The 19055-nt window shown below is 44.4% G+C and carries 22 protein-coding genes; 9 read left to right on the top strand and 13 right to left on the bottom strand.

Annotation, left to right across the window (positions count from 1 at the left end; all coding sequences use genetic code 11):
• Positions 1 to 171: 171 nt before the first annotated feature.
• Both ACRC32_RS19180 and ACRC32_RS19175 read right to left on the bottom strand, forming a co-directional pair.
• Positions 172 to 654: a transposase gene (locus ACRC32_RS19180; protein ID WP_438555466.1), complete on the bottom strand. Its 483-nt coding sequence runs from the start codon at positions 652 to 654 to the stop codon at positions 172 to 174.
• Positions 655 to 767: 113 nt separating this feature from the next.
• Positions 768 to 1160 carry a PPC domain-containing DNA-binding protein gene (locus ACRC32_RS19175; protein WP_438555465.1) on the bottom strand — a complete coding sequence of 131 codons (393 nt, stop codon included), beginning with the start codon at positions 1158 to 1160 and terminating at the stop codon, positions 768 to 770.
• A gap of 264 nt (positions 1161 to 1424) precedes the next feature.
• Between ACRC32_RS19175 and ACRC32_RS19170 the strand changes: the two genes are divergently transcribed.
• Positions 1425 to 2117, top strand: a complete 693-nt coding sequence (locus ACRC32_RS19170) for a Crp/Fnr family transcriptional regulator (RefSeq protein WP_438555464.1) — start codon at positions 1425 to 1427, stop codon at positions 2115 to 2117.
• 98 nt (positions 2118 to 2215) lie between these two features.
• Here the strand turns inward: ACRC32_RS19170 and ACRC32_RS19165 are convergent, their stop codons facing one another.
• Entirely contained in the window at positions 2216 to 3295 is a 1080-nt protein-coding gene (locus tag ACRC32_RS19165) for a substrate-binding domain-containing protein (RefSeq protein ID WP_438555463.1), read from the bottom strand.
• 141 nt (positions 3296 to 3436) lie between these two features.
• On the opposite strand from ACRC32_RS19165, the gene ACRC32_RS19160 reads away from it, so the two are divergent.
• Positions 3437 to 3724 carry a hypothetical protein gene (locus tag ACRC32_RS19160; RefSeq protein ID WP_438555462.1) on the top strand — a complete coding sequence of 96 codons (288 nt, stop codon included), beginning with the start codon at positions 3437 to 3439 and terminating at the stop codon, positions 3722 to 3724.
• A gap of 32 nt (positions 3725 to 3756) precedes the next feature.
• On the opposite strand, the gene ACRC32_RS19155 is transcribed toward ACRC32_RS19160, so the two are convergent.
• From ACRC32_RS19155 to ACRC32_RS19135, 5 genes are all read right to left on the bottom strand, one after another.
• Complete coding sequence (locus ACRC32_RS19155) at positions 3757 to 4044, bottom strand: Precorrin-3B methylase (protein WP_438555461.1); 288 nt, start codon at positions 4042 to 4044, stop codon at positions 3757 to 3759.
• A 107-nt stretch (positions 4045 to 4151) separates the two neighbouring features.
• Positions 4152 to 4619, bottom strand: a complete 468-nt coding sequence (locus ACRC32_RS19150; RefSeq protein ID WP_438555460.1) for a 4a-hydroxytetrahydrobiopterin dehydratase — start codon at positions 4617 to 4619, stop codon at positions 4152 to 4154.
• A gap of 112 nt (positions 4620 to 4731) precedes the next feature.
• On the bottom strand, positions 4732 to 5106 hold the full coding sequence (locus tag ACRC32_RS19145; RefSeq protein WP_438555459.1) for a VOC family protein: 375 nt from the start codon (positions 5104 to 5106) through the stop codon (positions 4732 to 4734).
• A gap of 134 nt (positions 5107 to 5240) precedes the next feature.
• The gene (locus ACRC32_RS19140; protein ID WP_438555458.1) at positions 5241 to 5783 is read right to left on the bottom strand and encodes a VOC family protein; all 543 of its coding nucleotides are present in this window, start codon (positions 5781 to 5783) and stop codon (positions 5241 to 5243) included.
• A gap of 195 nt (positions 5784 to 5978) precedes the next feature.
• Complete coding sequence (locus tag ACRC32_RS19135; RefSeq protein ID WP_317105524.1) at positions 5979 to 6326, bottom strand: hypothetical protein; 348 nt, start codon at positions 6324 to 6326, stop codon at positions 5979 to 5981.
• On the opposite strand from ACRC32_RS19135, the gene ACRC32_RS19130 reads away from it, so the two are divergent.
• Complete coding sequence (locus tag ACRC32_RS19130; protein ID WP_438555457.1) at positions 6325 to 6492, top strand: hypothetical protein; 168 nt, start codon at positions 6325 to 6327, stop codon at positions 6490 to 6492. The genes ACRC32_RS19135 and ACRC32_RS19130 overlap by 2 nt on opposite strands.
• Before the next feature lie 159 nt (positions 6493 to 6651).
• Here the strand turns inward: ACRC32_RS19130 and ACRC32_RS19125 are convergent, their stop codons facing one another.
• A complete protein-coding gene (locus ACRC32_RS19125; RefSeq protein WP_438555456.1) occupies positions 6652 to 7032 on the bottom strand; it encodes a response regulator in 381 nt (126 codons plus the stop codon).
• A gap of 187 nt (positions 7033 to 7219) precedes the next feature.
• A complete protein-coding gene (locus ACRC32_RS19120) occupies positions 7220 to 7357 on the bottom strand; it encodes a hypothetical protein (RefSeq protein WP_438555468.1) in 138 nt (45 codons plus the stop codon).
• Here ACRC32_RS19120 and ACRC32_RS19115 point away from each other — a divergent pair.
• The 4 genes from ACRC32_RS19115 to ACRC32_RS19100 all read left to right on the top strand — a co-directional run bounded on the left by ACRC32_RS19115 (position 7295) and on the right by ACRC32_RS19100 (position 13173).
• Positions 7295 to 9790: a single-stranded-DNA-specific exonuclease RecJ gene (locus ACRC32_RS19115; RefSeq protein WP_438555455.1), complete on the top strand. Its 2496-nt coding sequence runs from the start codon at positions 7295 to 7297 to the stop codon at positions 9788 to 9790. The genes ACRC32_RS19120 and ACRC32_RS19115 overlap by 63 nt on opposite strands.
• 461 nt (positions 9791 to 10251) lie before the next feature.
• Positions 10252 to 11586 carry a carboxyl-terminal processing protease CtpB gene (ctpB, locus tag ACRC32_RS19110; RefSeq protein ID WP_438555454.1) on the top strand — a complete coding sequence of 445 codons (1335 nt, stop codon included), beginning with the start codon at positions 10252 to 10254 and terminating at the stop codon, positions 11584 to 11586.
• Between the two features lie 107 nt (positions 11587 to 11693).
• Positions 11694 to 12587 carry a helix-turn-helix domain-containing protein gene (locus tag ACRC32_RS19105; protein ID WP_438555453.1) on the top strand — a complete coding sequence of 298 codons (894 nt, stop codon included), beginning with the start codon at positions 11694 to 11696 and terminating at the stop codon, positions 12585 to 12587.
• A 169-nt stretch (positions 12588 to 12756) separates the two neighbouring features.
• Positions 12757 to 13173, top strand: a complete 417-nt coding sequence (locus tag ACRC32_RS19100) for a hypothetical protein (protein WP_438555452.1) — start codon at positions 12757 to 12759, stop codon at positions 13171 to 13173.
• Between the two features lie 23 nt (positions 13174 to 13196).
• Here ACRC32_RS19100 and ACRC32_RS19095 read toward each other — a convergent pair whose 3' ends face one another.
• Both ACRC32_RS19095 and ACRC32_RS19090 read right to left on the bottom strand, forming a co-directional pair.
• Positions 13197 to 14594, bottom strand: a complete 1398-nt coding sequence (locus tag ACRC32_RS19095) for a TldD/PmbA family protein (protein ID WP_438555451.1) — start codon at positions 14592 to 14594, stop codon at positions 13197 to 13199.
• Between the two features lie 282 nt (positions 14595 to 14876).
• The gene (locus ACRC32_RS19090) at positions 14877 to 15056 is read right to left on the bottom strand and encodes a hypothetical protein (RefSeq protein WP_438555450.1); all 180 of its coding nucleotides are present in this window, start codon (positions 15054 to 15056) and stop codon (positions 14877 to 14879) included.
• Positions 15057 to 15084: 28 nt separating this feature from the next.
• Between ACRC32_RS19090 and ACRC32_RS19085 the strand changes: the two genes are divergently transcribed.
• Together ACRC32_RS19085 and ACRC32_RS19080 are read left to right on the top strand one after the other, a co-directional pair.
• Positions 15085 to 16689: a DUF2079 domain-containing protein gene (locus ACRC32_RS19085; protein WP_438555449.1), complete on the top strand. Its 1605-nt coding sequence runs from the start codon at positions 15085 to 15087 to the stop codon at positions 16687 to 16689.
• A gap of 108 nt (positions 16690 to 16797) precedes the next feature.
• Complete coding sequence (locus tag ACRC32_RS19080; protein WP_438555448.1) at positions 16798 to 17985, top strand: glycosyltransferase family 4 protein; 1188 nt, start codon at positions 16798 to 16800, stop codon at positions 17983 to 17985.
• A 131-nt stretch (positions 17986 to 18116) separates the two neighbouring features.
• Here ACRC32_RS19080 and ACRC32_RS19075 read toward each other — a convergent pair whose 3' ends face one another.
• Positions 18117 to 18794, bottom strand: a complete 678-nt coding sequence (locus tag ACRC32_RS19075) for a sugar transferase (RefSeq protein ID WP_438555467.1) — start codon at positions 18792 to 18794, stop codon at positions 18117 to 18119.
• Between the last annotated feature and the right edge of the window lie 261 nt (positions 18795 to 19055).

Here is a 19055-nt window from a genome sequence, read left to right as displayed (position 1 = left end):
CTAATCAAGCTAACCCCGCTTTAGTACGCAGTAATTTAGATGGAACGGGACATGAATTTTATGTAGACAAAACTACAGGATTTACTCCGGCACAGCAAACCGATTTAATTAATTTCTTACTTGCATTGGATGACGATCCCGGTCGTTTTTAGTCTTGCAAACGCACTCCATTTATGGGAAAACAACTCTAGGATTAGGTGCATGACCTAAAAATAAATGTGCTGCCGATCGCAAGACAATTTCCGAATACAGAATTTTCTGAATAGTTAAACTCGGTGCGCGTTTGGCTGCGGCATTGTAAGCGGCGATTTCTCCTTCTATGGTGAAATCACTTCCAGTCAGATAGTGGTCGTAATCGTGCATTGCCAAGAAGATAAAGCCGTAGATCGGGTTAGGGTAAATAGAGCTATCGTAGCTATCAGCAGAAACCCAGAGATGACCTCGTTCAATATCGGCAAACATCTGTTTGGTATTGTCATAGCGCATATAGTCTGAAAATTGCAGATTCAGGGGCAGTTGTTGAAACTCACCCATCAGCCAATCGCACATCTGAGCGATCGCTTCAGCCGAAATTTCAGCAGGTTTACCTTCTAAGTAAAGTCTGGCAAGGGTTTCGACTTGAGACGTAATAGTGTTTTTTTGAGCAGCTATCATATCGTTCTCTGCTGGTACTGGTGCTATTCACATCCTGACAATTCTTAGCAATAATTTCTTTGAGATAGCTCATAGTTTGAACGTAAAGTGTAGTGCATTGGGAAAAATTCATGTTAAAAATCAATTTCTAATTCTAAATAACCCGTTTCTGGATCTGGGGTTCTAAGAAAACGAAATTCTTCACTTACACCAATAACTATTTCAGCGGTGGTATAGATGATGCAACCATCAACTAAATGTCCGCCGATCGTTTTTCCATTGCGATCGCTAATGGTAATATGTAAATGAACGCCTGTATTAGCAACCGTGCCATTGAGAGAAAGAATTTCAAATTTGTCGTGCAATATTGTAAGTTCCTGGCGATCGGCAAAGCGAATCGCTGCTTGCTTCAAACTCCCAATTGCAGTTAAAATAAACCCTGCTTCGATATTCTGTGTCTGAACGAAGTCTTTTAAACTTTGTCTTAAATCTTGGCTGGGCTTGAGCCTGAGAGGAAGAATCTTCATTAATTATTAATTGTAAATTCGTTAGATACTACCTATTATGGTAAGGTGGACAATGCCCATCCTACGCTTGAATTTCTAATTACGATCGTAAGGTAAGCTACCAATTTACTGTTTGACTATGACAGAAAGATCCCCCCAACCCCCCTTGAAAAGGGGGACTACGTAAGCCCTATGGTTGATTTTCTGATAACTGTAACTTTGTGAAAACGTTACATGTAACATCTCTACTGATAACTGATAGCTGATAACTGATAACTGTTAGTTATGCAGGCAACAACCGAACAATTGCAGCAAATCTCAATTTTTTCAGGTTTGGAACCAGAGCAACTGGCATATTTAAAACCACATACTTTAGTCAAAAACTATCTACGCGGAGAAATTATTCTCCATGAAGGCGATCGCCTACCTGCGAAACTCTTTTCAGTCTTAAGTGGAACAATTCAAGTCAAGAAAACCGCTTCTACGGGTAAAGAAACTATTCTGCGAACCTTATCAGCAGGAGAATTATTCGCTGCGCCCTCCCTATTTGGGAATGGAATTTCACCCGCAACAGTGGTGAGCGATCGCGACTGCCAAATTCTCACCGTCGATCGCACTGTACTCTTAGAGATGATTCGTCAAACTCCAGAAATTGCCCTGAGAATTTTAGTTATGATGAACGACCGCCTGCAACATCTGCACAGTACCGTTCACGGATTAGCATCAGAACGAGCAATCGTGCGGCTGGCGCGGTTAATTCATACTTCTGTGGAGGAGGAAGGCACGGAGTCAACAACAGCAGGGCTATGTTTGCGATCGCGTCTTCCCTATTACCAAATTGCCCGCAGCATCGGTATTACCTATGAAGAATGCGTGCGTTTGTTCAAACAGTTGCAACCAATTGTCAGCTATCATCGCGGTGGTCAAATCGTGCTGCGCGATCGCCACAAGCTAGAAGAGATTGCAGCAGGAAACTAAAGTACTCGCATGTGCTGCGATCGCTAATGTTAGCCAATTTAGCCCCTGTAAAATAGCGAACAACCGTCATCACAACTACTCCCTGCTCCCTGTGCTCCCTACTCCCTGCTCCCTTTTGAGGAAGATTGTCTGACGATGAGTTTTGTCTCTAAGATATGAGTTGTTTTTTTATTGTGGATACCTAAGAGAATTTCCGCCGCGATCGCGCCTTTTTCTACTAAAGGTTGTTGTATGGTTGTCAACGCGGGTCGTACTTGAGCGGCAAGCGGAATACCATCAAAGCCAACAATTGCCACATCTTCGGGAACTTTTAACCCTAGATGTTCCGCTGCCCGTAATGCCCCCAGCGCTAATATATCGCTCATGGCGAGAATTCCTGTCGGTCTGGGATGTCGCTGTAATAAAGCGATCGCCGCAGCAAAAGCCCCATCTACACCATTGCTGTTGGGAGACTCCTCGATTGGCACAAGAGTAGGGTCGATACCTGCGTCTCGGATGGCATCAGCATAACCCCACCAGCGGTGTAATGCATTGCGAAAAATGGCGCTTTTGAGTCGTTGGGCATCAACTGGACCTGCATAGGAGTCGTTGTGAAAATCCATTGCAATGATGCCTAAATGCCTGCGATTGAGACTGAGTAAATGTAATGCTGCGGTACGGGCAGCTTGGCGATCGTCAATGCCAATGAAGGGTATACCTTTGAGTTCTGGCTGATCGACTGCCACTACAGGCAGCTGTCGTTCCAAAACTCGTACGACTGCCTCACTTTCATCTGGAATACAGTAAAGGATGAAGCCGTCTACTGCTGCTTGTTGAATTGTCTGCTGGGCAACATCGGAGTCTAAAGCTGGAACGATCAACAAACTAGCTTTTACCCGTTCGCATACTTTCGATACTCCCTGTAAAAAGGCGATAGATACCGGATCGTTAAAAGCATAGGGTAGTGCTTCAGAGAATATCAAGCCGATTGCACCTGTTTGTCCTGTCCGTAGCATTCTTGCCATCGGGTTTGGACCCGCATAACCCATCTCCTTCGCCACCGCTAGCACTTTCTGTTGAACTTCTGGAGAAAGTTGATCGGGTCGATTAAACGCATTTGATACCGTTGTACGAGATACACCTGCTGCTCTAGCAACATCCAGTAGCGTGATGGATTTTCTAGCTTTACTCTGCTTCATGCCTTTAACATCTATCTTCCTCCAATTTTCCCTATAAATACGATTTTAGGGAACTTGATCGATTCAGAAAAAATGTATAGCATAAGATAGTAACTGAATCGATTCAGTAGAAATCAACCGTAACAAAGTGTGAGGCAAATTATGATGAGAACCTACGAACAATGGCGCAACTACAAAGAGCTAGAACTGATTAGAAGGCATCCGCCTGTCAAAAACCTGCTAGAACTACAAATTCTGTCTTTATTACGAGGATTTGAGCATTTTTGGCAAGATTTGTGGTGTAGCAACAACGATCCACAGATTAGCGAGATAACAGATTCTACCGGACAGACGCGATGGAAAATCTACGAGCCAACTAGCGATCGCACCTTTCAACTCGAATCGCAACAAGAAGTTTTAACTTGGTTGGAACAGCGGCGGCATCAGTGACCAGTGACCAGTTGTCAGTGAGCAGCGATCGGTTAATTGCAACTTCTGATTTTTGACTTTTGACTTTTGACTTTCGATCGGGGTGGGGTTCTGTGGGAACCGAAATACTTTTCACTGCGATAACGCAGCCAAACTCTTAAAACTTGTGGAATTTGGTCTTTTTGCTCCGGAGTGAGAGTATTGTAGAGCGCTAAAGCGCGATCGCGTTCGCCACGACAAGCAGCATTATTATGAGCATCCCAGTAGCTTCTAGCAACGCGAATTCGCCGACAAACCTCTTTGATGAGTGCTGCTTCTGATAAAGGTTTTTCTTTAGTCATTGGTCATTGGTGATTGGTCATTGGTCATTGGTGATTGTTCTCCTCTGCTCCTCTGCTCCCTCAGCTCTCTTCCCCCGACTCCCGACTCCCGACTCCCGATTCCCTAATCATTTCGCGAGTTGATTAGCTTTACGGGCAAGTTCTACATCTTTGGCTGTAATTCCACCAGCATCGTGAGTGGTTAGATCGATCGTAACGCGATTGTAAACGTTAAACCACTCTGGATGATGACCCATCGACTCGGCAACTAGAGCCAAACTCGACATAAAGCCAAAAGCTTCTACAAAAGACTTGAACTGATACTGACGGTGGAGTTTTTCGGCTTCTATACTCCAGCCACTCAATTCTCCCAAAGCTTTTTTTAATTCTGCTTCAGACAGTTGAGAGTTACTCATTTGAGAATTACTCATTGCATACTCCTGAATTGCTGGTTGTGCGGAAGATATTGAGTTTCCCAAGCTAGGTTGACTCAACAAGGCGATCGCTGTCAATAACGATCCTAGACAAAAGAGCGCGATCGCGAAGTGGGACGAATGCTGCGGCAACCATCTAAACAGAGATTTTTTGAAATTCATAAAAAAACAGAAGTCGTGCGATCGTATTGCTATCGATCGCAAATTATGTCATAAAAATTTTTTATCTCAGCAGATGTACTCAAAATTCTTCTACGATCGCCTTTGGTACAGCCTAGTTTTTTGCCTGATGTAATATAATCCGATTACCATCAGGATCGTAAGCGTAAATTTCTCTGCCGTGGGAGGCTGTAACAATTTGCCCTAGTGGTGGACAGCCGATTTCAGTGAGATGGGCGATCGCTGCTTCTAGATCTTTTACTTCTAAACACAAACTCATGCTACTTTGAGTTGAGTTAATAAATTCTGCTTGGTTTGATGCTTTAGGTTTAAATATGCCCAAACGCAAACCTGATATCTGAAATTCTGCATAAATATTAGGAATTCGATCGAGCGGAGTTTGCTCTAGAAATTGCTGATAGAAATTGACTAGCAATTCAAAATCTTGAGTTGCTAACGTGACTAATGAGTTCGTGCAATTTAATACCATGTTTGTCCGTCTATCACTTCTAGCTCGTTTACGAACAACAGATATTTTGTAATCCAGTGGGCATTGCCCACCCTACACTTTCATTTCTAAACTTAAATTTCACCGTTCCTTTTTGCCCGTTTTCAGTTTCCTCTTTAATTACTATTTACTGTTGCAGGCACATGTGAAACATCTCTTGCAGGATCGCCTAAAATGCGAACATTGGCAGCAAATTCAAGCAAAATTCCATCGGGATCGAAGAAATAAAAGGATGAAATAAATGTATTTTCATCGAGTTCGTTAACGAAACCAGATGGCACATCTGCATGATGTAATACAGGTGTAACAGTTACACCTTTAGCAGCTAACTTTTCCCTGTACTCTTCTAGTTTTTCTAGAGGTACGTTAAAAGCAAGATGATTCATTGAAGCATGGGCAGTTGTGAAATTACCATTTTGCAATCCTTCAGGATTAACTGATGCAATTCCAGGTGCAGCGGCTGGTGCTTGGGGAAACCAAAAAAATGCGATCGCATCGCCGTTACCAACATCAAAGAAGAAATGCTGCCCGCCATCAGGGAGGGCAATTGTTTTAATCAGTTTTAGCCCTAAAGTATTGGTATAAAAATCTACTGTACGCGCCATATCTTTGCAGACCAAGGCAATATGATTGATACCCTGCAATTGAAAATCTATCATGCTAAGTACCTCTGAAAAAGAAAGGAGATAGGAGTTTATTTAGTGAAATCGTCCGCTAGTGAATTTACGTTCTCCAGCCTGCTGCCATAGTATCATCCCGATCGCTTAGCTAACACATGATACGTTAACTAAGTACAAAAAGCGATCGCTACCCAGGCGATCGCATATTTATCGTACTAACCTTGTTGGCTAAACTTATTCCTCTAGATAACTAGAGCTATCCCAAAAAATCTGCTCTAGAATAAACTTGATTGCTTCCAAATATAGAGCGTTGTGATAAGACTCTTCATATTTCTCAAACAACTCTTTAATAGTAAAAACTCGTCGTTTAGCAGATTTCGTTTGCTGATGTAGTTGAGTTCGAGGTGTTACAGTTTTTACTTGCTGCTTAATTAAAGTAACTTGAATGGGCAATTGCCCTTCCGCTTGTTGAAGCGATCTTTGTCTTCCTATCCTGACTCTCTTGCTTTTGTTTTTAGGAGGAAACAACAAATATCCAGCTACGAATTTAGTAGAAAGCAGTTGAGAGTGTTTGAATTTCATGATGTATTCCAATTATGCTTCGCTTCAAGTAGGAGTATCTAGTCTGGCAAGATGGAAGCTAGCTGAGGCAGTCTCGCTCTCTCGCTCCAGCTCTACCATGCTCGGTAAGCGGGTAAGGAAGGCAAGGGAGAAGAAAGAAGCAGTCTTAACAATCGGAAGAAAATAGAAGATTCTGCCTTGCTCAAGTCGGGAAAGAGTCAACTCGTGACCCACAATTTGAAATTAGGATATTAATGTGAATAATTTGTGAACTGTTGACGGTTGATGGTTGATGTATGACGGTTGACATGCTCCCTACTCCCTGCTCTCTGCTCCCTTATAACTGTCACTCATCCCAATGTAGAATGGTACGAATTTGCTCGACTAGCTCTTGGGCTTTGAAAGGTTTGGCGATCGTACCCGCTACGCCTAAATCAAGTAATTGCTGTTGTTCGCTGGTTCTGACTTTGGCAGTGAGAAAGATTGTGGGAATATGACAAGTAGTAGTATTTGCCTGTAGTTGCTGAAATGTTGCGGGTCCATCTAAGTCTGGCATCATAACATCTAGTAGAATCGCATCAGGTTGTTGAGCTTGAGCTATGTCTATGCCTTCACTACCAGAAGCTGCTGGCAAAACCTCCCACCCTGCTACTGCTTCGAGACTGAATTGGATAATTTCTCTGACACCATCTTCATCATCAATCACTAGTACGCGCTTAGTAGTCATGTCGCTACACTTCAAATAGTCATAAAGCGATTATGCCTGCGATCGCAAATATAATTGGTAACTGGTAATTGATGAGTGGTGAGTGGTAAGTGGCTGGTGGCTAGTAGTAGATAGGGTGTAGGGTGTAGGGTGTGGGGTGTGGGAAGTGTGGGGTGTAGTGGATTGTTAACTGGTCACTGGTCACTGGTCACTGATAACTGCTCCTTTGCTCCCCTGCTCCCCTGCTCCTTTGCTCCCCTGCTCCCCTGCTCCCTTGTCCCCTATGAACGCCCCTCAGCCGCAATGGATCGTCCCAACCGAACAGCCCCCAGAGTGGTTCGTGCAAGCAGTTAGGGAATATGCTCCTAGCGCACGAGGATTTGCGGCACAACTGTTATGGCAAAGGGGAATTCAAGCGCCAGAGGCACTACCTGGATATCTCAATTCTCGCTGCTATCAACCTGTTGGCCCATTTGAATTTGGGCAAGAAATGCAGTTAGCAGTAGAAAGATTGCAAATTGCCCGCGATCGCCAAGAAAAAGTGGCGATTTGGGGTGATTTCGATGCTGATGGTATTACTTCTACAGCGGTTTTATGGGATGGATTGGGACAATTTTTCTGTCAATATACCCAACTTTCATATTACATCCCCAACCGCCTTACCGAGTCGCACGGGCTGAACTGCCCTGGAATCGATCTGCTTGCCCGCGATAACTGCAAGTTAATCGTGACTTGCGACACTGGTAGCACGAATGTTGCAGAAATTCTCTATGCGAAATCTTTGGGCGTTGATGTGATTGTCACCGATCACCACACTTTACCCGCAGAACGTCCACCTGTGACGGCAATAATTAATCCGCGTTACTTTCCTTCAGATCATCAATTGTTTCATCTATCTGGGGTCGCAGTTGCCTACAAACTTGTCGAAGCTTTATATCAATTTTTACCAAATGTACCGCGACAACCATTAGAGGATTTACTCGATCTCGTCGCTATTGGGTTAATTTCCGATTTAGTACAACTGAGTGGAGATTGCCGTTATTTAGCTCAATTGGGTATCGAACGGATGCAACAGGATTATAAACAACCAGTTCAACAGCGACGGCGACCAGGAGTAGGGCGATTATTAGAAATGTGTCAGAAAAGTGGCGATCGCCCCACAGATATTTCTTTCGGCTTGGGTCCCCGCATCAATGCTGTCAGCCGAATTCAAGGGGACGCAAGCTTTTGCGTTCAATTACTTACCAGTGGCGATCGCAACGCAGTCGAGCGCCTCGCCCAAGAAACCGAATTAGCAAACACTCGTCGCAAGTCTTTACAAAAAGAAGTTGCCCAGCAAGTTGCCCAAAAACTCAAGTCAGAAATCGATCTCTCCACCACTAGCGTTATCGTTCTCGTAGATTCCCAATGGTCGCCTGGAGTCTTAGGACTCGTTGCCGGACAAATTGCTCAGGAGACTGGTAGACCGACAATTTTGTTGAGTACAGAGTCGGGAGTCGGGAGTCGGGAGTCGGGAGTAGAGGAGAAGAGAGCTGACCCAGCTGAGGGAGCAATTCTAGCCACTAGTCACCAGCCACTAGCCACTCTCCCCACTCCCGCACTTGCTCGTGGTTCGGCTCGGTCTGTCGGTAATATCGATTTGTACCAGCTAGTGAAAGATCAAGCGCATTTACTGCATAGGTTTGGCGGACATCCTTTTGCGGCTGGATTAAGCATACCCGTTGAAAATATACCGCTATTTACCGCAGCAATTAACCAAAAACTCCGACAGCAGGGAAGCGCGATCGCTGTGCCGTCCGTACAAGTAGATCTGGTGGTGACAGTAGCCGATTTAGGTAGAGATTTGTTTCTAGAACTGAAACTGCTCGAACCCTGTGGTATGGGTAATCCCGTGCCAAAACTGCTGATCCAAAATTGCTGGTTTGAAAATGCTTGGCATCGCAATCAGCAAGATTGGCGGGGAAACAAAGTGCAGTATATCAAAACAGATTTTAATTTGCGGGATGACTCGACTAAAACTAGTTTTCCTGGCGTGTGGTGGGGACACTATAAAGACGAGATCCCGACTGGACGCTGTGACTGTATTGTAGAACTCGACTACAACTCGTTCAAAAATAAACAACGCTACGAAGTCCGCCTCGTCGCCGTCCGTACTTCCGACTCTTTATCTCTCACTCCTCACTCCGGACTTCGTCCCGCTTCGCTAACGCCCCTCGCTCCTCAAATTCTCGACTGCCGTGGTATGACGATCGCCCCAGTTGACGATACATTCACAGGCGATCCATCCTCGCTTGTCGTGCGCACTTGTCCCACTTGTTGGGATGAGTTACGTGTCTGGATGCGGCGATCGCAGTTTGAAAATAAGTCTTTAGTTTTGGCATGGACTGCGCCTCAGCCAGTTTCACCACAACAAGTCTGGCAACAGTTAGTAGGAATTGCTAAATACCTTTGCCGTACCGGACAAACGGTGACTCGCGTGCAACTCAGTCAAAAGCTTGGAGTTAGCGATCGCCTTTTAGGATTAGGATTTACTGCTCTTTCCTACTTGGGCTTTTATGTTAGCTTTCAAGACCGCTATTTTCAAATTTCTCAAGAAGTACCGTGGCACATTGCAACATCTACAAATCTCTATGTTACCGATGCCGCTTACCTGCAAGCAATAGACAAATTTGCCCAAGCTGTCCGAGAAGAACAATTCCAACGCCAGTATTTTTCTACAGTTCCTCTCTCTACCATTCAAGCCCATGCCGCTCAATTAGGAGTGAGGAGTGAGGAGTGAGGAGCGAGGGAGAAGTCGTAAGTCGTAAGTCAGAATTAACTGCTCCTCTGCTCCCTGCTCCCTGCTCCCTGTTAACTAATAACTAAATAACTGAAAATTGATTTAATAAATATGTGAAAAAGTTTACTAAAATACATTAATCGATCGTCAAAAATGAAATAGATATAATTGACCAATAGTTGCTAATCTTACAAATAACAGTGCAAATCTAGACAAAATCTAAACTTTATATTTCTTCGGACAATAGGTAAACTGTCACAGAGTGTTTGTGACGAACCTAATCTGTCTGAGTATGTTGGGAATAATGGCTTTACGAGAGATATGAAACAGCGATCGCAATTGCGATTTCGCTGCGATCGCACGCTATCTGGGTGTATATTCAAGAGAAATCTACTCTGTCTCAACCCGTTGGGTAATGAGCAATATAGCTTTCGATTTGCTAACCTCTGCTTGCTAACCTCATGCAATATATTAAACGCCTCTCCTCCCTACAACTTGCTCTGTTTGGTGGAGCGATCGCCACTACATCGTTTCTGGCGCTATCTCCCTGGTGTGGTTCTGTCCGTGCCGCACTGATGCAAAATAGCCCTAAAGCTTTAGTTGACGAAGTTTGGCAACTCGTTGCTAGAGAATATGTGGACGGCACGTTCAACAAGACAGACTGGCAAGCAACGAGACAAGATTTATTAAGTAGAGAATATACTAACCGCGAACAAGCTTACGCCGCTGTCCGAGTTGCGCTGGCTAAGCTGAACGACCCATATACTCGCTTTCTCGACCCCAAGCAGTATGAGGCATTGACTAGCCAAACTTCAGGAGAAGTTACTGGAGTGGGGATTCGGATGGAATTAAATAAACAAACTAAGCGTTTAACTGTAGTTGAGACTATTCAAAATTCCCCTGCCGTCAAAGCGGGAGTTAAAGCTGGGGACAAAATAGTGGCAATTGATGGTAAACCAACTCAACAAATGGACGTGCAAGCTGCCTCAAGCCTAATTCGGGGCAAAGCAGGTACGCCTGTCACATTGAAAATCGAGCGGCAAGGCAAAAGTGCCTTCGACCTCAAGCTAACGCGGGCAAAAATCGAACTGCCTACAGTTACATACACCCTAAAGCGGGAGGGTAATAAGCGAGTTGGTTATATTAGCTTGCGAGAATTCAGCGCCCATGCTTCGGAGCAGATGCAAAAAGCAATTCAAGACCTCAATCGCCAGAATGTGAATGCTTTCGTTCTGGATTTACGCGATAATCCAGGTGGCTTGCTGCAAGCAGGAGTAGAAATCTCACGGATGTGGCTGAATAAAGGCTCGATCGTGAAAACAGTAGACCGACAGGGAGCTAGTCAAGAAATACCAGCCAATCAAACCGCACTGACTCAGCGCCCTCTGGTTGTTTTGGTCAATGGTAATTCTGCCAGTGCCAGCGAAATTTTAGCGGGAGCATTGCAAGATCATCAACGCGCTGTCGTAGTTGGTAGCCAAACCTTTGGTAAGGCTTTAGTCCAATCAGTCCATTCTCTGTCCGATGGTTCGGGACTAGCAGTAACAGTTGCCCATTACTACACGCCTAAAGGTACGGATATTAGTCATAAAGGCATTACACCAGATATTAAAATCGACTTAAATGACGCTCAGAAACGCCAGCTAGCCGCAAATCCTTCTTCAATTGGCACGAGACAAGACCCGCAGTACGCACGGGCAATTTCTGTAATTACCAACAACAGTTTTGCCCAATTTAAAAAACCGCTGAAAAAACCGCAAATCTCAAGACGAGTCGTAGAGCGGAACCAGTTATAAGTCATTTTCTATTCGCGTGAATGAATATAGGGGCGTACAGATGTATGCCCCTATCGTATTTCAGCTCTATCGGTTGAATCAGAATTGTCACAAATAACAAATGACCAATGACAAAAAGCCCTTTAGTCGTTGATACTTTGCAGCAAGAGACAATCTTTCCCATACTGCCAGTCGCGCCAATTCTTTCTAGCACAAATCGTAATTGGGATGGCATTCACGTCGGATACTACCGTCAGCCTGCTTGGGAAACTCCTGAAGCAACTTTTTTACAACATACAATTACGATTTATACAGGGCAACCTGTCAATGTAGAGTTGCAAGCAGAGGGGCGCTGGCAACAAAAAACTTATACCAGGGGTGCGATTGGAATTTATCCAGCATTTGCCCCGCATATAGTGAATTGGAATGATGAAATTGAATTTATTGAAATCGATCTCGATCCGCAAACATTAAACCATTTTGTAGATGATTCTATAAATATTAATTGCTGTAAAATTATTCCTCAATCTGCTATTAACGATCCGCTAATTTATAGTATTGGCATGGCGCTGAAAACAGAATTAGAATCTAGTGGAAGGGGCGATCGCCTCTATGCTGAGTCAGCAACCACAATGTTAGCTGCTCATATTGTTCGTCATTATTCTACCCAAAACCTTACTCTAAAAGAAGCTGTTGGAGGGTTGCCTAAATCCAAATTAAGAAAAGTTATTGATTATATTCAAACTCATCTAGACAAAAATTTAAGTTTAGTTGACTTAGCTGCATTAGTACAAATTAGTCCTCATCATTTTGCTAGATTGTTTAAACAATCTACAGGATATTCCCCACATCAATATTTACTGAATCGTCGTATTCAAGCAGCAAAAAATTTACTAGCGAAGCAAGACTTGTCTATTGCTGATATTGCTTTACAAGTCGGCTTTCACGATCAAAGTCGTTTTACGAGTATTTTTCGCAAGCATACAGGCTTTACCCCCAAAAAGTATCGCGATCGCATTTGAGCAAGATTTGACTATTTTTGAGAAGATTTGACAAGACGGCTGTTGTTTTTGCCTTGTAGAGTAAGCTTATTAAAATTGTCACGCAAAGCCGCGAAGACACAAAGGAAGATTTGCGCCTTTGCATCTTTGCGCGGGCAAAAAAAGATAGAGAATAGGAACAAATAGCAAGATGAATAATCAGAAAAACCGGAGTTTACTAATTGCTCTACTAATTATTAATGCAATTTCTACTATTCTTCACTATACGGATAATTTTCTATATTATGACAAGTATCCCCAACCTACTTGGATTACTCCTGACAGTATTTATCTTGCGTGGATCGTACTAACAATATTTGGCGTTGTTGGCTATGTGTTGTACGTTAAAGGCATTTTTTGGGCTGCGTATGTATGTTTAGGAGTTTATTCTATAACTGGACTTTCCAGCCCAGGACATTACTTTTATGCAGCTCAAAATATATTTACTGGAAAGATGCATTTATTAATTTGGACAGATGCGATCGCGGGTATCTCTCTACTAATTTTTATCCTGCGATCGGCTTTAGTTTTGAAAGAATGGCACAAGGAACGAGAAGTAAACATTTAATTCAGAATGTTGGAATTCTGAATTCAATATGCTTCTCCACCTACAACCACATTCCGAATTCTCAAACTGGGACCACCGCAACCAACGGGTAAACCATTTTGCCCGCCTTTACCACAGCCGCCAGATTCATCCCAGTAGAAATCATCTCCGATCGCCTCGATATCTGCTAGGGTTTGAAAGACATTTCCTGAGAGCGTAACATCGCGCACGGGTTCGGCAAGTTTACCATTGCGGATTACCCAAGCTTCTCCCGCGCTGAAGGTAAACATTTCACCATTAGTCATCCCTCCCAACCAGTTGCGGGCGTATACTCCGTCTTTAATATCGGTAAATAAATCTGCTACTGGTGTCGTCCCCCGCTCGATCCAAGTGTTTGTCATGCGGACGATGGGAGCGTAGTGATAGCTGAGACAACGAGCGTTTCCTGTGGGTATTTCTCCCAACTTGCCAGCAGTTTCGCGAGAATGAAGCCTACCAACCAAAACGCCATCTTGAATTAATTGCGTCGTTGTGGCTGGAGTCCCTTCATCGTCGTAGAAGTAACTACCACGATGTCCTTGGGGTGCTGCACCATCAAAAATTTGTAGCTCCTTGGGTCCAAACCGCCGTCCCATGCTCATAACTTCTAGCAGATCGGGGTTTTCATACGCCATATCTGCTTCAGAAAGATGCCCGAAGGCTTCGTGAACGAATAAACCAGAGAGGATCGGATCGATCACAACAGTATAGGTGTTGCCTTTAACTGAAGGTAGAGAGAGAGCCGCTACAGCCCTTTGAGCTGCACTTTGGACTTGGGCATCCAAACTCACTAAATCCTCATAAGCCTTGCGAGAACCAGTGGTTTCTCTGCCTGTCTGGACTGTATCGCCATCGCGTGCAGTTGCAGCAAAGCGCATTTCCATATCCACCCAAGATTGATCGATTAACGTTCCTTCCGAACTGATGATGATGACTCGCTGGCAAATATCACCGTAGCGGACTGACGTAGTGGTAATTTGACCGCTCGCGCTTTTGAGAATTTCGCCATAGCGATCGCACAATTCCTTTTTTTGTGCTAGTGGAACGTGACGCGGATCGGTTCCTGTCAAGGGGACAAAGCAGGTGGCTTGCACTGGTTCTATATCTGCTAGCAGGGTTTCATCATTACCTACAATTCGTGCTGCCGCGATCGCTTCTTCGATTCGAGAGTTGAACTCGGATAACTGATTAAAACTACTCAATCCCCAACCGCCCTTGTAGCACGCGCGAACTTGTCCGCCGATAGAAATTCCTTCGCTCAATGTTTCTATCTTATTGCCCCGCAGCATAATATCTGTTCCCTGGGACTCTTCGAGGCGAATGAGTAAATAATCAACTTTATGAGAGTACTTAGCGATCGCATCAGCGAGCAAGTTTTTGGTATCGGCAAGCGCAGTAGGCATGGGAAAGAAAAGTCAAAAGTCAAAAATTAAAAGCAGTACATTTGTAGAGGCGATCTTCACCCCAAATTTCAGTCGAAGTCTAAGCTTCTTGGTAGGACAGGCTGATAAAAGCCAAAAGCTAAGAATGTCAAATCTGCTCTCATGAGTAGTCCCGATCGCTAGAGAGCATACGATTTAAAGTAGACCGACTCAGATAGAATTCAGTCTGACTTCATTTTGCCACTCTTTGATTGTAAGTGTTTCTCTACTAGAGATGAAAGGTGCGTGCCAAAAGACTATATTCTAAATACCTGAGTGAGTGGTGCGTGATGAATGGGGTGTAGGGTGTAGGGTGTGGGGTGTAGTGAGAGAATTGTGAACTGTGAATTGTCTTGCTCCCTCAGCAACCTTGCGTTCCCTCAGCCCCCTCAGCTCCCTCTGCCCCTCTGCTTCCTCTGCTCCCTTGTCCCCCTTGTCCCCCAAGTCTTCCTAATTTAAGTGTGAGTGAGTCATGTTATTGAAATGGCAAAAGCAGCCAGGAACTCATTTATTCCTCGGTGGTGCGATCGCTTTTTTTATCGTGGGATTAATTCTGGTCTTGCATCGGTACTATAGCTTCTATGCGACTTTCGACCAAGGCATATTCAATCAAGTTTTCTGGAATGGGATTCACGGTAGATTCTTCCAGAGTTCTCTTTCTTCTAGCCTATCCACGAACGTCGTCCATGCTGGAGAAATCCCAGAGGTTTACTACCATCGTCTAGGACAGCATTTTACCCCTGCCTTACTCGTTTGGCTACCGCTATATGCCCTTTTCCCCTCTCCGGCGACTTTGAGCGTGTTACAGGTTGTTCTAGTAACCGCTGCTGGGATTGTTTTATATTTCTTGGCTCGCTTGTATCTCGAACCACTCTTAGCGGCGATGGTTGGCGTGAGTTTTTATGGTGCGATCGCTGTTGTTGGTCCAACTTTAACTAACTTCCACGACATCAGCCAGATACCTTTACTTACGTTTGGTATTCTGCTGGCAATGGAAAAACGCAAGTGGTGGGTCTTTTGGTTGTTGGCAGTGTTGCTTTTAGCTGTGAGGGAAGATAGCGGCATCGGGTTATTTGGGGTAGGGGCTTATATGGTTTTAAGTCGGCGCTTTCCCCGTGCTGGTTTAGCGACATGCATTCTCAGTTTTGGCTACATGCTAGCTTTGACAAATCTGATCATGCCGCTATTTTCAGAGGATATTTCCAAGCGTTTCATGATGGAGCGATTCGGACAGTATGCAACTGGGGAAGATGCTTCTACCGTTGAGATTATTTGGGGAATTGTCAGTAATCCTTGGCGATTGCTCGTAGAATTAATAACTCCTTTTCCTGGGACATTTTTGTATTTACTAGGGCAATGGTTGCCTTTGGCTTTCGTTCCCACACTTTCTGGCACGGCTTGGGCGATCGCGGGTTTTCCTCTGCTGAAATTGTTTTTAGGTCAAGGTGAATCCGTTCTAGCAATTACGATTCGCTATGCCATGAGCGTCGTCCCAGGGTTATTTTACGGGGCGATTTTGTGGTGGTCAGTGCATCCTAAAGTCTTTAAGCCCAAGTTTCAGCGCTTCTGGATTGGGTGTATTTGTCTTTCCCTGGTAATTACAATTGCTTATAACCCCAATCGGACGCTTTACTTTTTAATTCCCGACTCGATTCAACCTTGGGTACAGATTTCTCTACCGCGTCAATGGCAACACGTCAGCCAAATGCGATCGCTGCTAGCACAAATTCCCCCACAAGCAAGTGTATCGGCAACGACACATATCGTGCCTCACCTTTCCAGCCGTCGCGAGATCCTGCGTCTACCAGGATTGCAGTTGCGTAATGATGCTAGGGAAGTCATTCAGGTAGAGTATATAATTGCCGACCTCTGGCAACTTCAACAATATCAAGTGGCTTTCACAGGCGATCGCCAGCAGTTACAAGACAATGTAAAACTGATCGATCGGCTCTTTAACACTGGCGAATATGGGATCGTCGGCTTTCAAGATGGAGTCATTTTGCTGCATAAAGGTGTCACTTCACTGCCGGAAGCCACATCTGCTTGGTTGACTTTTCGGCAAAATTTGTCAAACTAGGAAGTTAAATTTTGTGAAGAATTGAGTGAGAATACTCATTCAATTTCCAATCCTATACATTTAGATAGATTTAGGTAAGCAGCAAGTAAGTCGCAGGGATTGGGGTCGATGAAAATACTCGTATTAAGCTGGGAATTTCCGCCGCGCATTGTAGGAGGCATTGCTCGTCATGTTGGGGAACTATACCCCGAACTCGTCAAACTAGGGCATGAAGTCCACATGGTAACAGTGGAATTCGGTCATGCACCAATGTACGAGCTTTTCGAGGGAATCCACGTACATCGGGTTCCAGTTGCCTGGGGAAATGACTTTTTCCATTGGGTGGCGAATATGAATCAAAGCATGGGTAACCACGGTGCAAAGTTGATCTTAGAAGAAGAACCGTTCGATCTGATCCACGCCCATGACTGGTTGGTAGCAGATGCGGCGATCGCCCTCAAGCATAATTTTAAAATCCCCCTGATTGCTACTATTCACGCTACCGAACACGGTCGTTATAACGGTATCTATACCGAAGAACAGCGCTACATCAATGGCAAAGAGCAATTACTCGCTCATAATGCTTGGCGAATTATCGTCTGTACCGACTACATGCGGCGCGAAGTAGAACGGGCGCTAGCGAGTCCTTGGGACAAAATCGACGTAATCTATAACGGTATCCGTCCTGAAAAGAAGCACAGACGGCAAGATTTTGATTATTGGCACTTCCGCCGTCAATATGCTGACGATGATGAGAAGATCGTTTACTACGTCGGTCGTATGACTTACGAAAAAGGCGTGTCCGTGATGCTGAATGCAGCTCCCAAAGTGCTGTGGGAAATGGGAGGTCATGCTAAATTCGTACTCGTTGGTGGTGGTAATACCGAAGCTTTGAAGCGTCAAGCCTGGGATCTAGGTATTTGGCACAAATGCTATTTCACGGGCTTCATGTACGATGACTTTCTCGATAAATTCCAAGCGGTAGCTGATTGTGCCGTGTTTCCCAGCCTTTACGAACCGTTTGGTATTGTTGCCCTAGAAAGCTTCGCTGCCCGCGTACCTGTTGTCGTCTCCGATACTGGCGGATTTCCAGAAGTCGTGCAACATACTAAGACTGGAGTTGTGACTTGGACGAATAACTCTGACTCCCTCGCATGGGGAATTTTAGAAGTCTTAAAAAATCCCGATTATCGGCAATGGCTAGTTGACAATGCTTATGAAGATTTAGATCGCCGCTTTAATTGGAGCAAGTTAGCTCGACAAACGCAAGCAGTTTATCAACAAGTCGTACGAGAGCGATCGCAAATTTCGTGGTAATAATGTTTGTAGGGGCGCATAGCTATGCACCCCTACATTTACAATTTAGACACAATAAAAACCAGCCGTATACAGGCTGGTCGTCCCCCAAGGAATTCTATATTAACTGGTTGCCGATCGTTAATCGCTGCTTAGCAAGCACCTACTTTAGCAAAAATTACGTACACGGTCTTAGCAATAATAAACAAGTCGTAGAAGGGATGCCACATTTTTTGGTAGCGCAGGTCGAGATTGACAATCTCTTCAAAATCTTTAATGCTAGAGCGTCCGCTGACTTGCCACTCTCCTGTTAATCCCGGCTTCACGTTTAATCTTTGCCAGTGGCGATCGTTGTACTGAGCAACTTCGTCAGCAGTTGGTGGACGAGTACCTACTAAACTCATCTCTCCAACTAATACGTTCCAAAATTGGGGCAGTTCGTCTAGGCTAGTGCTTCTCAAGAAACGACCCACTCTTGTAATTCTTGGATCTTGCGTGTTTTTGAAAATTAGCCCTGATGCTTCGTTTTTCACTTGAGACTTCAGCGCATCTGCGTTGGGAACCATCGAACGGAATTTCCACATCCGAAATGTTCGTCCTTGCAGTCCGTAACGCTCTTGACCGTAGAAAATTGGTCCTGGGCTATCTAACTTAATGGCGATCGCTAAGGGTATGAAGATAACTGCCAAGATCGACAGTCCGACTAAACTGCCAACGATGTCCAAACATCTCTTGAAAGCCGATCTGGCTGATGGATGAACTGCATCTAGTGTCTGGGGAGACTTAAGTTCGACAGTTTTGATGGCGGTGGGGAACGGTGCTTGGTACATTGTCACGACTAAAACCTGGATCGGATAGATCGTAGTATTACTGAAGTAGATTTACCGAAGTAGATTTACTGAACTTGTATCCCGAATATAATCTCTCTCTTGGCTAGAATGACAGTACTTTAACTTACATTTTGTCGAATCTTTATCAAGAACCTGCTTACACTCGCACTTTGTAAAGATAATGTAAAGTTGGCTTTCTCAAAGATTTTATTCAAGAAATAGAGCGGTTCAGCAGTTAATTTCTCTTCAACTTGCTGACTT

The sequence above is a fragment of the Chroococcidiopsis sp. genome (assembly GCF_051657925.1).
Taxonomy (GTDB): domain Bacteria; phylum Cyanobacteriota; class Cyanobacteriia; order Cyanobacteriales; family Chroococcidiopsidaceae; genus Chroococcidiopsis.
The sequence above is the reverse complement of the archived record's forward strand: the minus strand, read 5'-3'. Positions and strand labels throughout refer to the sequence as shown.